Genomic DNA, 14224 nt, shown 5'->3' with positions numbered 1-14224 from the left:
ACTAAATATTAAATTAGTATTTTTAGAAAAATATTCTTCAGATATAAACCCTATAGAAAGAGTATGGTACTCTGTAAAGCATAAATTATCCACAAAATATATCGAAAATGATACTTATTTAAAAGAATTATTTAGACATTATTTCTACATTTACACGACAAAAAACTCGTAAAATTAAAAATACAAATATAAATCATATTACTTAAAAAATTTTTGTCTTTCACTATAATTGGTTTTTTTATGTTATGTTGTTTTTTGGGTTTGGTTTTTAGGTTTTTTATGTGTATTTTTAGGTTTTTTTGTGGGTTTGTTGTTTTTTAGATTGTTATTTTGTTGTTGAATCCTAGTTTTTCTTTGATTGTTCGGTTGATTTGTTTTAGCATGTTTTTGAATGTCCAAGTTGCTTTTTGGCATCCGCCTTGTTGTGGTGTGCTGAGTTGTGTCCATTGGATGTAGATCCAGATGTTGATTAGTAGAAGACCTAGTCCTATGTATAGTAGTCTTAGTGCTAGTTTTTTTGTAGTGGGGTGTGTTCGTGCTTGATTTATTAGTTTGTAGCTGGATTCTATTCTAAATCGTTTTCTATATTATTTAAATGTGTTTTTTATTATCTAATAATTCAGGATCATCAGCATTTCGTTTTGTTATTACTGGTTTTTTTGTTTGCTGTTCTAAATTTTTACGAGCAGTTCCTGCAATATTTCCTCCTCTTTTAGCAATATTTTTGCTCTCACTAAATCCTTTAGGATTTTCAGATTTAGATATTTCAGTGGTGGATACTTACAGCCCATGTTTAGAACTAATTCAGCATTGCTCATGTTATCTCTTAGGTTTTCTTTTTTAAGTTCTTTGTATTTTTTATATTCTTTTGTTGTCATTCCTGACCATGCTTTGGTTACTTCATTGGTTAAAATTGCATATTCAATTCCTTCTTTGACTCCTGCTCGGTTCCATTCTCCAGTAAGATCTTTTCTTGATTCTATTGTTTTTAGTCTTTGTGTTATCCAGTCTTCACTGTAGCCTTTTTTTCTATAGTTGCTTATTGCTCTTTCTATTGCTAGTTGTGGGTCTGCTATTTCGTCTAGTCTTTCTTGTCCTACTTTTGCTAGCCATAGTTTGAATGGTTCTGCTTTTGGTGAGGGTATGGTTTGAATTATTCTGAATAACTGTTCTGCATTTGCAACATCTGTTTTATAAAATTTACCATCTGTAGATTTTAATTTCAGTTGGTTACAATTTGTAACCATCTCACTTCCTTCTTTTTTAAGCCTATGTTTTAATACTTTCCAGTAATTATTGGGATTTTTACTTTCACTAAGTACTCCTACAACATCTATAACTGAAAAATACCATTCTTCATCTTCATCTTTCCAAACACTTCTTATTTTGTAGTTTTGAAATAATTTTATTTGATTTTTATTAGCCATTTTAAAGTTTCCTTATTTAATTCTTTTTTTTAATACTGTTGTAATATTGCTATTTAATATAAAGTATATTTAATGTTTTACTTTTTTTAGCTTTTGTTTTAGTAATTTTTTAATATAATTATATTTTAATATAAATTTTGATTTTTTAATATAATTTTAATATAATTGTATTTTAATATAAATTTCAATTTATATTTTATAGAAATGAGTAAAATTTAATTAAAACATTAATTAAAAATTTTTCAATGATTGTAACTTATTTTTTTTAGCTATTTAAAAATTTTTAAGGTTTTCAGAGTTTTTTTTATTTGGTTAAAAATATTATAGACGAATAATTTGAAAAATGAATATAATAAAGCTATTTAACATGATTCAATGTTTTTAATACTATTTAGCTTATTTTTAGCTAATTCCTGTTGAAATTGTCTAGAGTCGATAAGTTTAACTACTTTGGAAAACAAATTCCGATAAGGTCATTTAAATTGGATTTAGTGGAATATTCATTGTAATCACTAAATAATAATGTATATTTCACTATATTTAAATATTTCGATTTAATTGACCTTTAATTTAAATTTACAAAATTATACAATTGTACTTTTACTAAAGTAGTTTTATTTACTATTCAATTTAAAATTTTAGGGGATTTTAATCCATATTTTTTCATGGGTTTTCAGACACCCTGATAAAAACCTATACTATTTTTAATTAATTTTTCAATTAAAATGTTTCAGTTTTAAATAATTGAATAATTATTATTTTATTATTTTTATGTTTAAAATCGATGAAAATATTAATAAATTCTGAAAATATATTTAAGAAAAAATATCTTTTCTTTGTAATGTTTCTCAAATTTTTTATTTCTACTTTTAAAAAAAGTTATTAAAATAATATAGTAAAATAAAAAAGAATAATTTAGAGGTAAACAACCCTAAAATTTAAAAAAATTCAAAAATTGATTTTAACTTAAAACTTTTAAAGTCATCAGCAATAGACTAATTTTTTTTTGAAAGTATCAAATATGAAAAAATATTAAGCTTAAAGTTGTATTTTTATAATTCTGTCAAGTTAAGACTTTTTGGTTTTAAATACTTAATTTTTTTTGTTTTTTTAGTTAAAAATCTTTTCTATTTATTTTCCTATTTATTTTCTATTTATTTTTTTATATTCGCTTTCAACTACATTAATTATGTTATCAGCCATTTTATCTCCAATTCCATCGACTTCCATTAACTGAGATTTATCTGCATTAATTATATTTTTTATAGATGAAAAACTTTCAAGAAGTTTTTTAGCATTAACAGGACCAATTCCTGGAAGAGATTCAACTATGTAATGTTGCTGATCAATGGTATTTAATGGTTTTTTCTCGGTTCTTATTGATATTTCAACTTTTTCATTTTTTTGTTCTCTAATAGCCATTCTTCTAATCAAAGCAGCAGTGTCTTCAGGATTTCTAGATGGAATAATACTAATCCCATAGTCAAGAGAAATTGAAGCTATTGAGCCTCGTATTGCTTCAGGAGATAGAAATCCACCATATAAATCATCGCCTTCAAGAATCATAATTGGCTTTTTAAATTCTTCTTTCATTCTTTTAGCTTGTTTAAATAGACGTTTATCAATAATTGAATCAATAAAATCTTTAGTAGTTTTTCTTTCAATAGCTACATCTTGACTAACTTGATAATCAGCAACAGTCATTGATTTAATGATAATATTAACTTTTAAATAGTCCAATGACTTTAAAACTTTAGAACTAGATTCTCTTGAATCAGCATAAACCACTACTCTTTGCTCTTTTAAATCTAATTTATCATTTTCTTCTAATTCTTGATTTATTTTATCATAAATGGTGTTTGGCTTTTTTTCATAATCTTTTTTAATTTCTGGATTCTCAAATGGCTTTAATTTTATACCATCTAAATCTTCTTTACTTAGATAATCTTTCATTTTATTTTCTCTGTATCTGCTGGAGTAGTAGTATGCTTCATCTCTTGTTTTTTCCGTAACAAGAACTTTCATCTTTCCAAGTGCTTTTCGTCCTGTTCGTCCTCTTCTTTGTATCATTCTAACTTCTGAAGGGACTGGTTCATATAAAATTACTAAATCAACCGATGGTATATCAATACCTTCTTCTGCAACACTTGTTGATATTAAAACATCGTATATTCCATTTTTAAAGTCTTTTATTATTTCTTTTTGTTCTTTTTGCTTTAAACCTTTTTTACCATTCTTGGCTGCTTGACCAAAAAATTCAACAGAATTTATTTTTTCTTTTTGACATTTTTCATGAATAATTTCTAATGTATCTCTGTATTGAGTGAAAACTATTATTCTAGATTTATTTGCCTTATTTTGCTTTGTTTCATTTTTATTTATCTCATTTTGGTTTGTTTCATTTTTATTTATTTTATTTTCATTAAATTTTAATTGCTTATCATCAGTAATATTTAACTCTTCTTTTAAAATTTCTATTAATACTCTTAGTTTTGGATGTTCAAAGCCATTTCTATATGCTCTTTCAGTTAATGAAACAGCCTTTGAAAAATTTGTATCAGCCAATAAACCTTTAGCTGCTTTTGTATTTTTCTGTTTTAAGCTATTTAGATATTTAACCAATGTGTGTATTCCTTGAGTTTCAAGAAGTTCTAAAGCATGCTGAATATTAATTACTGATGTAATTATTGAAATTGCATTGAAACATTCCTTTGGTGGATTAGAAGAATGAGCTATTCTTCTTTGAACAACTGTCCTTGCATTTAAAATTTCTTTTTTACCTACTGAGATGCTTTTTATTACATTCATGGATTTTAATCCTTTTAAACGAGGTTTTAAGGACTTATCTAATGATTCTTTAATTTTTTCAAGTTCTTTACTCATTTTAACTTTAATCCAATCTATTTCAATAGGATTAAAATATGGTTTAACATCACTGTCCTCTTCAGTTTTTATTACAATGTCTTCAATAAAAAGGTTTTCACAAACAGTTTGAATTTTTTCTTTTTCAAAACCTGGTGAAGCAGTTAAACCTAAAATCAAAGGGGATTTATTCTCCTGAATATATCTTCCAGCAAGGTAAACATATGAATATGAGCCTGTAGCATGATGAGCTTCATCAAAAACAATCAATGAAATATTTTCAAGTGAATATCTTTTGTTTAATAAGTCAGATTCAACAGTTTGGGGAGTTGCACATATAACTTGAGATTCTTCCCATATTATTTTCCTATCTTCCACTTTTACTGTGCCAGTAATAGAAGATATTGGAACATTTAAAAAATGTCTAAAGCTTTCTTCGTGTTGGAGGGTCAATGGCTTGCTTGGAGCTAAAATAAGAATTTTTGAGTCTTTCATTTGTTTTAATCTTTCAGCAGCAACTAAAATAGCTATTAATGTTTTTCCCAAAGCTGTTGGTGCAACTATCATGGTGTTGCCTTTTTTTAATACATTTGCTGCTAATACTTGTTGATACAATCTTTTTTCAGCAGTATTTTCTTTTATTCTGGGATGTTTTATATAATTTACCATTGTATCCTTAAGTAGAGATATAAAATTATTTTTACAATAATTGGATATTTATTGAAATTTAATAGTTTATTAAAATTCAATGGTTTATTGGAAATTAATTCTCTTTGAAAGAGTTTTTGGAAGAGTTAATTTTTTAAATGGAAGTCCTTCAGTTGAAATCTGTATTTCACTTACTAAATCCTCTAAAGTCATGTCTTTTTTATCTTTTTTCTCTCTTATAGACACATTAAAAGTATCACTATTTAATTCTTTATCTCCAATAACTATTGTGTATGGAATCCATTCTTTTCCACTGTTTCTTATTTTTTTACCTATTCTATCATCTCTATCATCAATGTCAACACGGATATTTTTATTTTCTAATTTTTTAGCTATTTCACTTGCAAAATCAAGATGTGCTTCTCCAATTGGAATTATTCTCACTTGTGTTGGAGATAACCAAAGTGGAAGCATAGGTGGCTTTTCATTGATTTCAATGGCTGTTTTTTCAAGTAAGCTACAAATAACTCTTTCAATACTTCCAGTAGGGCTGTCATGAAGAATTATAGGATAATGTTCCTCTCCATCTTCTCCTAAATAAGTAATTCCAAATCTTTTACCACTTTCAACATCGATTTGGACAGTAGGATTTTCAATAGGTCTTCCTAATGCATCAATGGCTGCAAAATCCATTTTGCATACCCAATAATGTTTTCTTTCAGGAATTAATTCTAAAACCAATGGTTTATTTATAGATTTAGCTACATTATGCATCCATTGTTTGTTTTCTTCATAAAAATCTTCTGTGGCTCTAAAAATAATTTCATAGTTTATTTTTAAATCAACACCAGTTTTAAAACAAATGGCTACTTGTTTTTCAAATTCAATTAATGCTTGATTCATATCTGCACATGCAGTATGCCAATCTGGCATTGTAAATCCTCTTAAACGTTTTAAACCTACAACCTCTCCTCTTTTTTCATATCTAAAACTGTAGGTAGATAATTCATATACTCTTGCTGGAAGGTTTTTCCATGTTAAAAATGGCTCTGATAATACTCTAAAAGCACCAAAACAACAGGCAAATCTTAACATCAATTCTTTTTTAGTTTGTATTTTGTATTGCCTCTCACCAAATTTAGCTGCATGTTCATTAATGGCATTGTTCTCTAAATCATACATAATAGGTGTTTCTATAGGCATTGCTCCATTTTCCACAACTAAATTGTAAACATAATCAATTAAAAGCTCTCTTACAAGTTTTCCTTTAGGGAACCATTTTAAATGACCAACATCTGATGCAAATTCATAATCACATAGCTCTTTTTCTTTCATTAATTTAACATGAGGTGGTTCTTTATTAGTTGGAGATGTATTTTTAAGTTCATAGTCAATAAGGTGTTTTAAATCTTTATTTTTATATTTATAATCTTCTGGAGCAATTAATTTATCATTATCAAGAATTATAAATCGTGGATCTTTACCAAAACTTATTTCATCATCACTTTCATCATCACCATCTTTTTCTCCATTAATGGTTCTTGAAAGTTCAGATAATGGGTGTCCTTTACAGGATACTTCAAATGACTTATACCAACCAAATGGCACCCTAAATACATCAAAATCCTCTTCACTTAACTTAGATTCCAAATCTTTTAAAATTTTAATGGCCACTTTAGGGGAACTTAAAGAAGAGGATAAATGGGCATAAGGGTAAATTATAATATTTTTTGCTTTAATATCTTCTTGAACAGCAATTATTTCTTTAACAAGGTTTTTTACAACCTGTTTTTCTTTATTTTCATCTTCCTTTTCTACAGCTGAAAAGACAACTAATGATTCTTCAAAAAATCCTTCTTTTTTTTCTTCATCTATTTCTTCAGCTATTTTAGTCTTGTTTTTAGTTTGATATTTTAAATAATCAGAATGAATTAAAAGTACTCTCATTTTATCACTTTAATATATATTTAAATTGTTTATTATTATTAACATTATTATTAATATTATTAATATTATTATTTTATTATTTTTATTAAATTTTATTATTTTTATTAATCTTTTATTCTATTAATTTTTACTAATTTTACTAGATTTATTAATTTTATTATTTCTAGCTATAATTTTTTAGTTAAATTACATTTCCAAAGAACTTATTTAGTTCAATTTTTATATATTTTGAATAGGATATTAAGTATATTAATCAATTATAATATAAATTTAAATATATTTTTTTTTATTAAAGTATTTTGTTGTTCTTAATCAATTATGTCAAGTTAAGGAATTTTAAATATAATTTTCATGATAGTTATTACTAATTAAAAGTTCATTTATAAAAAATTTCAATTTCAATTTTAATTTAATTTAATTTTTTTTATGAAAGTAATGATGTTTTGAAAAATATTTTTCTTATGCTGACAGCTTTGCATATAAATAATAAAATTTAAATAAATAAAAGCATATAATATTAAATGGTGTTATAAATGGTAATTGAATCAATTTTAAAAAGCAATCAAATTGAAGTTCCACAAGAAATATTAGATAAAATTAAAGGAAAAAAAATAGTTAAATGGAAACATCTGGATAATGGAGATTATATTTTAAATTTCAGTGAAATTTCAGAAGAATGTCAAGAACTTGCAGAAGAAATAGCTGAAATTAAAAAAGAAATGGACAATGGTGACTTTGTAGAAATGGATATAAATGATTTTGCAAAAAATTTAGGAATAGATTTATAAATTTAAGGAGTAGTTTGCTTGAAAGAATATAAGTTAACTATTCTGGTAGATTTAGAAATTATATAGAACTTTTATCTAAAAAAGACAAACAAACTGCAACCATCATTTTAAAAGGAATTAAAGAAATTGAAAACAATCCTTATTCATTTAAGCTATTATCAGGCAATTTAAACACATTAGAAGTAAAAAAAAGGTAATTATAGAATATTTTATGAAATTATTGAAAATAAAAAGATAATTAGCATTATTAAAGCAGGTCATAGAGATACAGTTTATAAAAAAAATATTTAGACATTGAAATAATAAATTCATGGTTTAACAAAAGATTTTTTGTAAAAATAGTTCACTAAAATCTGCCTCTTGAAAGGTTAAAATAATATCTTTTTTATGTTTTTTTAATTCTTTTTATGTTTTTTTAATATGTTTATTATTTTAAAGAGTTTATAATTGATAATATGAAGTACAAAAAAATTGGGGAAATTTTAGTCTTAGATAAGTATCCAAATGATATTAATGATTTATTAACTAAACATAATGTTAAAACAATTATTAAAATCAACAAAATCCATGGACAGTTAAGAAAACCAAACATAGAAATTTTAGCTGGTTCTAATACTGAAACAATTCATAAAGAAAATGGTTGCTTATTTAAATTAGATTTATCTAAAGTAATGTGGTCTAAAGGAAATATTAATGAACGTGTTAGAATAGCTAAACAAGTCAAAGATGGTGAAGAAATTTTAGATATGTTTGCTGGAATTGGTTATTTTTCAATTCCAATAGCTAAATATTCAAACCCAAAACAAATAATAGCCATTGAAATTAATCCTGATTCTTTTTATTATTTAAAAGAAAATATTTATTTAAACAATTTATATGATAAAATAAAACCTATTTTAGGTGATTCTTCTATTTTAGCTAAGAATTATTATCTTGATAGGGTTATTATGGGATATATTAAAACTACTCATCATTTTTTAAAATCAGCCATTGATAGTTTAAAAGAAGGGGGCATCCTGCATTATCATGAAACGACTCCAGATAAATTAATTCATACTCGCCCATTAAAGAGAATAAAAGAAATTGCACCAGATAAAAAGATTGAACTATTAGATACTACTCTAATTAAAAAATATTCTCCTGGTGTTAGTCATGTTGTAGTGGATTTTAGAGTATTTTAATTTTTTTTCTTTTTTAACAGTGCATTCTTTTAAATCATAGACTTTTAACTTAATTTTTAACATGCTTTTTTAACAAATATAAATTTTATTTAGATTTAAATACTTTTTTTCAAAAGGTTTATATATGATATAATTTAAAATGGATATATCCAATATTGGATATAAATAGAAAATATTTGCAAATTATTTTATTTTAAATTATAAATTTTGAAAATTACAATAATGTTTTCAAAATTATATAATATCTTTTTAATGGTCTATAGCTTTTAATAGTCTATAACTTTTAATAGCCTATAAATTTTTAAATAGTCTATAAATCTTACTTTTATAGTCTATAAATTTATTTAATCTATTTATAAGAAATATTTCTATTTTATTTGAATATTGGAGATGAAATATATTTGGAAAGGATAAAATGGACTGTGAAAACGATTGTGATCAAAACCCTGAATTTTCACGATTTGATAAGCATATTTTAAAAAACCATACTTATAAAGACATATTTCACAAAAAAATGCTCAGGATTATGGTTTTATGGATAATATCTAAAGAAAGAACCTATGGATATGCTGTATTAAAGAAATTAAATGAAGGATGGGATAAATCTATTGAAGATGAAGATATAGATTTTAACAATTCTAAAAAAAAACAGCCTTTTGGATCAAATCGTATATATCCCCTTTTAAAAGCTCTTGAACTGGGAGGTTTTATCAAGGGGTCAGAAGAAATGGATGGTAAAAGAAAAATTAAATATTATGAAATAACTAAAAAGGGAACTTTGTTTTTAGAAAAAATTAAAACCTTAATAGCTATTAAAACTCCTCCAATATTTAAAGAATTCTTTAAAGAAAATTTTTTTGATAATGAGGATTGATTTTTATTTAATTTATTTATTTAATTTATTTAATTATCTATAATCTATTTAACTAATCTATTTAATTTATTTAATTATCTATAATCTATTTATTAATCTCTTTAATTATCTATAATTTATTATTATAATTATCTAAATTTTCTTAATTATTTATATTTATTATTATCTTAAGTTTTATTATAAAAAAATTTAAAAAAATTTAATTTAAAAAAAATTAAAAATTTAAAAAAATTTATTAATTTTTGGTGTTTAAATGAAGTATGCAATTGAAACCAATGAATTAACTAAAAAATATGGAAATTTTTTAGCTGTAGATGCATTGGATATGAAAGTTAAAAATAAAAGTATTTTTGGTTTTTTAGGACCTAATGGTGCTGGAAAAACAACATCAATAAAAATGCTCACATGTTTAACCCAACCAACATTTGGATCTGCTAATGTTTCTGGATTAGACATTAAAAAAAATCCTAATCAAGTTAGAGAAAAAATAGGCATGGTTCCACAGCTTGTAAGTCTATACTCTGATTTAACTGCTCGTGAGAATGTTGAACTATGTGCTGATTACTATGGATTAACTAAAGATGAAAAAGAAGATAGAATTGACGACTTAATGGAACTGGTAGACATTAAATATGCTGAAAATAAATTAGTAAAACAAATGTCTGGTGGTCAAAAGCAGAAGGTATCTGTTGTTGCAAGTTTAATTCATAGACCAGATATTTTATTTTTGGATGAACCTACAATTGGTTTAGATCCTACAACAAAGATGGTTTTATGGGATTTAATTCAAGAACTAAATGACAATGGTCATACAATAATTTTATGTTCTCATGACATGTATGAAGTTGAAAAACTCTGTGAAAACATAGCTATTATGAATAATGGTAAATTAGCAGCATTTGATACTCCACAAAAGCTTAAAGATAATTTAATGAAAGAAAAAGAAGACTTATTCATTAAATCTAATCCACTACTTAATGAACTCAAAGATGAAGTTTTATTTAACAATGACTCAAAAATTAGCAATTCAGCTAATTCAGCTATTAGTAATAGTTCAGATAATATTTTAAAGGAAGATCTTAAGAAGGAATTAGATGCTTATGTTCCTACTACACAGTTGACTTTAATGGCTGAAAATATTAATGAAAACATAATTAATGAAATAAAGGATTTACATAATGTTTACAGTGTTAAATATGATGACCATGGTAGAATCACTGCGGATATAGATCAATTTTCTGACAATAGAGGCATAAATAATGTCATTGGAATAATTTTAAAAAATCAAGGTTTGGTAACTTCCATATCCACTAATGATCCATCTCTTGAAGATGTTTTTGTAGATTTAACCTCAAAAAAATACAATAAAGCTGATGTAGGTGAATAATGATGTTTAAAAAATTCTTTTGGATGTTTAAAAAAGATCTTTTATCTTTATGGAGGCATAAACCTCGATTAATTTCATTATTTATATTCCCAATATTGATGATAGCATTGTTTGGTTATGGAATGGGTGGTTCAATTGAAAATGTTCCAATAGCTATTGTAGAACAAAGTCATGGAAATATTACAGATTCTACATTAATGGCCATTAAAGACATGTCTTTATTTGATGTTAAAAACATTACAACAGATGTAGAAGCAGGTAAAGAACTTGTTGATGATGGAAGTGTTAAAGCTACGATTATACTACCTTCGAACTATGAAAATATTTCGGATAGCAGTGCTAAGACGGTTGTTTTATATTTAGACTCTTCGGATCAAATTGCAAGTCAAACTATTGTTCCAACAACTCAAGGACTTTTTACAAAAATTGGTTCACTTATTGGAATGGAAAAACTCTCTTCCATATCATTACAAACTCAAGCTATTTCCAAAGATTCTAGTGGAAGTTCAAGTGGAGCTTCAGCCTCAAATTCTTCATCCACTACTGTTGATGATGGAAGCAATACTAATGATGGTTCTAGTGATTCTTCAAATTCTTTTGGTTTGTCAAGTTCACTTTCAAATGAATTAACAAGTATTACAAATACTATTAATCTTCAAGTAAATAGAATATACGGCGATATTGAATACATTGATTTTTTAGTTCCAGCTATTTTAGCAATGACAATAATGATGAGTTGTATGATGGGTATGGGTCAGTCTATTGCTGGAGAACGTGAAACTGGAGAGTTAATAAGATTATTTATGACACCAACAAGTATTTCCACTGTTGTTGGTGGAAAAATAGCTTCTAAATTAATCATAGAAACCATAAGGGCCATGATTCTACTTGTCACGGCTGTTGTTTTGTTTAACATAACAATTAATGGAAGTTGGATTTTAGCTGTTGTAATGATGGTTATTGGTGCTTTAACATTTGTTGGTTTTGGAATAATGGTTTCAGCTACATCTTCAACTCAAGAGGACTACACTCAGATGGTAATGCCTTTTACAATGCCAATGATGTTTGTTTCAGGAGTTTTCTATCCAGTTGAGACAATGCCTTGGATTTTCCAAAAAATAGCTTACATTTGTCCATTAACATACTTCAACGATGCTATGAGAGGAATAATGTTAAAAGGTGCAGGATTAGGAGATATTTGGATAGATGTTGCAGTTTTACTTGGTTTTACTGTTGTGTTCTTTGCATTAGGGGTTGTTAGATTTAACAGAGATGCATAATTTTTATACAGGTATTTTTTTATATGTTAATTGTTTAATTTTTAAGTGTTAAAGAGAGTGTTAAAATGAAAAATAAATTTTTAGGAATCTTTATTTGCTTAGTTTTTTTATCATCTGTTGGAGCTGCTTCAGGAGCAGATTGGAGTAATTTTCAAAATAATATTCAGCATACAGGATTCATTGAGGAAGTAGGAGACTTTGTTTCAAATATATGGACATTAGACTTAAAAGCTCCAATATTTTCATCTCCAGCAATAAAGGATACAAATATCTTTGAAATAAATGAAAAGGGTGTACTATATTCAATCATCATGGAAAATGGAGATATAAATTGGACTTATGATTTTAAAGAAGAGATAACAGCTTCTCCAGTTATTAATGGAAGTGATTTGTTCATTGGAACTCATAAAGGATATTTTTATAAATTTGACATAAACAATGAAAAGGTTCTTTGGAAGTACAATGCTGAAAAGTCAATAGAATCAACAGCCACTGTAGATAATGGAATAGTTTACTTTGGAGATAATAATGGAAAGCTTCATGCATTAGATATTGATGATGGATCTAAAATTTGGGAAATAAAACTTCCAGGAGCCATTAAATCTGCACCTCTTGTTGTAAACAACACTGTATATGTAGGTGGAGATGATGGTACTTTTATTGCAATAAACAAAGCTGATGGTTCTGAAATTTATGACTATGTATGTGGTGATGGTATAGTTTCATCTCCAGCTTACGGCGATGGTAAGGTATACTTTGGAAGTAATGATGGGAATTTATATGCTCTTTCAAGTGATACTGGGAAGTTAATATTTTCCTATGAAATGAAAAAGCCAGTTCAATCATCACCAACAATTGATTTAAGAGAAAATTCCCTTTACATTGGTTCTGATAATGGAAAATTTACATCAATTGATTTAAGAGATGGAACATTTAAATGGGAAAATAATATTGGTTCAGCCATTAAATCAACAGCTGCTCTGACTAATGACACAGTAATATTTGGAGCAGACGATGGATCTCTTTATTTCTTAAATAAATATACAGGTCAAGAAAAATTAAAATATAATCCAGGCACTTTATTATTTAATAAAGCCATTAGCTCATCTCCTGTTATATATGGTCAATCATTGTTTGTTTCTAGTCAAGATTCATATATTTACTCTATTAATATTGATAAAGAATCTACTCCAACTAGTATTTTTGTTTACTACACAGTTATTATTGTCGTTGTAATAGTAATTGCTGTAATAGCCGTTTATATTATTTTTAAAAGAAAAAATAGATAATTTATTCTTTTAGAGAGTAAATAATAATAATTTATTTTATTATTTTATTTTATTATTTTAATTATTTTTTTAATTTATTTTTATGTATTTTTTTAATTTATTTATTTTTATATTTCATTTAAAAAATTTTATATGATTTTACAGTTGAAATCTACCTCTATGAACAAAATTTTTTTTTATTCAAATTTTATTTTTTTAATATTTTTATTTCTTTTTTTAAAATTTTTTAATAAATTGCTTTTTATATATAAACTTAATGGTTATGTTCAAAAGGAAAATTATTTAAAAGTAGAATATTAAAATTTATTAATGCATATAAAAAAATTTTTTTATATTTTATAAAATGTTTCATTTTTTTCAATATATGATTAATTAAAGATTAGTTAAAAAAATTTAAAAAAAATTTTATTACTTTTTAATTGTCTATTATTGATTTAAATAACTTTTTATAAGACAAGAATCTTAGATTCTTAAAAAAATTCATAATGCATATTTTTAGTAATATTTAATATTTTTCAATCTAGAGTCATATCTTAAAATA

Annotated in this window: 10 protein-coding genes; 6 read left to right on the top strand and 4 right to left on the bottom strand. The window is 25.4% G+C overall.

Annotated elements, in window-relative coordinates:
• Positions 1-243 precede the first annotated feature (243 nt).
• From MBCUR_RS01210 to MBCUR_RS01195, 4 genes are all read right to left on the bottom strand, one after another.
• A complete protein-coding gene (locus tag MBCUR_RS01210) occupies positions 244-447 on the bottom strand; it encodes a hypothetical protein (RefSeq protein WP_067089206.1) in 204 nt (67 codons plus the stop codon).
• 224 nt (positions 448-671) lie between these two features.
• Complete coding sequence (locus MBCUR_RS01205; RefSeq protein ID WP_245637264.1) at positions 672-1427, bottom strand: BRO-N domain-containing protein; 756 nt, start codon at positions 1425-1427, stop codon at positions 672-674.
• Positions 1428-2570: 1143 nt separating this feature from the next.
• Positions 2571-4958, bottom strand: coding sequence for a DEAD/DEAH box helicase (locus tag MBCUR_RS01200; protein WP_067089204.1), 2388 nt, complete (start codon positions 4956-4958; stop codon positions 2571-2573).
• Between the two features lie 84 nt (positions 4959-5042).
• Positions 5043-6884: a threonine--tRNA ligase gene (locus MBCUR_RS01195; protein WP_067089201.1), complete on the bottom strand. Its 1842-nt coding sequence runs from the start codon at positions 6882-6884 to the stop codon at positions 5043-5045.
• Positions 6885-7417: 533 nt separating this feature from the next.
• On the opposite strand from MBCUR_RS01195, the gene MBCUR_RS01190 reads away from it, so the two are divergent.
• The 6 genes from MBCUR_RS01190 to MBCUR_RS01165 all read left to right on the top strand — a co-directional run bounded on the left by MBCUR_RS01190 (position 7418) and on the right by MBCUR_RS01165 (position 13683).
• Positions 7418-7672: a hypothetical protein gene (locus MBCUR_RS01190; RefSeq protein WP_067089198.1), complete on the top strand. Its 255-nt coding sequence runs from the start codon at positions 7418-7420 to the stop codon at positions 7670-7672.
• 455 nt (positions 7673-8127) lie between these two features.
• Positions 8128-8853 (top strand): class I SAM-dependent methyltransferase, encoded by a 726-nt coding sequence (locus MBCUR_RS01185; RefSeq protein ID WP_067089195.1) that lies wholly within the window; start codon positions 8128-8130, stop codon positions 8851-8853.
• A 415-nt stretch (positions 8854-9268) separates the two neighbouring features.
• Positions 9269-9727, top strand: coding sequence for a PadR family transcriptional regulator (locus MBCUR_RS01180; RefSeq protein WP_084269387.1), 459 nt, complete (start codon positions 9269-9271; stop codon positions 9725-9727).
• Between the two features lie 253 nt (positions 9728-9980).
• Positions 9981-11114, top strand: coding sequence for an ATP-binding cassette domain-containing protein (locus MBCUR_RS01175; RefSeq protein ID WP_067089193.1), 1134 nt, complete (start codon positions 9981-9983; stop codon positions 11112-11114).
• The gene (locus MBCUR_RS01170; RefSeq protein WP_394329071.1) at positions 11114-12394 is read left to right on the top strand and encodes an ABC transporter permease; all 1281 of its coding nucleotides are present in this window, start codon (positions 11114-11116) and stop codon (positions 12392-12394) included. Before MBCUR_RS01175 ends, MBCUR_RS01170 begins: the two co-directional genes overlap by 1 nt.
• A 65-nt stretch (positions 12395-12459) precedes the next feature.
• Positions 12460-13683 carry an outer membrane protein assembly factor BamB family protein gene (locus tag MBCUR_RS01165; protein ID WP_067089187.1) on the top strand — a complete coding sequence of 408 codons (1224 nt, stop codon included), beginning with the start codon at positions 12460-12462 and terminating at the stop codon, positions 13681-13683.
• Positions 13684-14224 lie beyond the last annotated feature (541 nt).

Source organism: Methanobrevibacter curvatus, assembly GCF_001639295.1.
In the GTDB taxonomy this organism is placed as follows: Archaea; Methanobacteriota; Methanobacteria; order Methanobacteriales; family Methanobacteriaceae; genus Methanoflexus; species Methanoflexus curvatus.
This window is presented reverse-complemented; position numbering and strand designations above follow the sequence as displayed.

Bases quoted from the DNA above. Each gene is read 5' to 3' on its own strand.
- MBCUR_RS01195 (WP_067089201.1), bottom strand. From the start codon at position 6,884: ATGAGAGTACTTTTAATTCATTCTGATTATTTAAAATATCAAACTAAA.
- MBCUR_RS01170 (WP_394329071.1), top strand. From the start codon at position 11,114: ATGATGTTTAAAAAATTCTTTTGGATGTTTAAAAAAGATCTTTTATCT.
- MBCUR_RS01210 (WP_067089206.1), bottom strand. From the start codon at position 447: ATGGACACAACTCAGCACACCACAACAAGGCGGATGCCAAAAAGCAAC.
- MBCUR_RS01165 (WP_067089187.1), top strand. From the start codon at position 12,460: ATGAAAAATAAATTTTTAGGAATCTTTATTTGCTTAGTTTTTTTATCA.
- MBCUR_RS01175 (WP_067089193.1), top strand. From the start codon at position 9,981: ATGAAGTATGCAATTGAAACCAATGAATTAACTAAAAAATATGGAAAT.
- MBCUR_RS01185 (WP_067089195.1), top strand. From the start codon at position 8,128: ATGAAGTACAAAAAAATTGGGGAAATTTTAGTCTTAGATAAGTATCCA.
- MBCUR_RS01180 (WP_084269387.1), top strand. From the start codon at position 9,269: ATGGACTGTGAAAACGATTGTGATCAAAACCCTGAATTTTCACGATTT.
- MBCUR_RS01200 (WP_067089204.1), bottom strand. From the start codon at position 4,958: ATGGTAAATTATATAAAACATCCCAGAATAAAAGAAAATACTGCTGAA.
- MBCUR_RS01190 (WP_067089198.1), top strand. From the start codon at position 7,418: ATGGTAATTGAATCAATTTTAAAAAGCAATCAAATTGAAGTTCCACAA.
- MBCUR_RS01205 (WP_245637264.1), bottom strand. From the start codon at position 1,427: ATGGCTAATAAAAATCAAATAAAATTATTTCAAAACTACAAAATAAGA.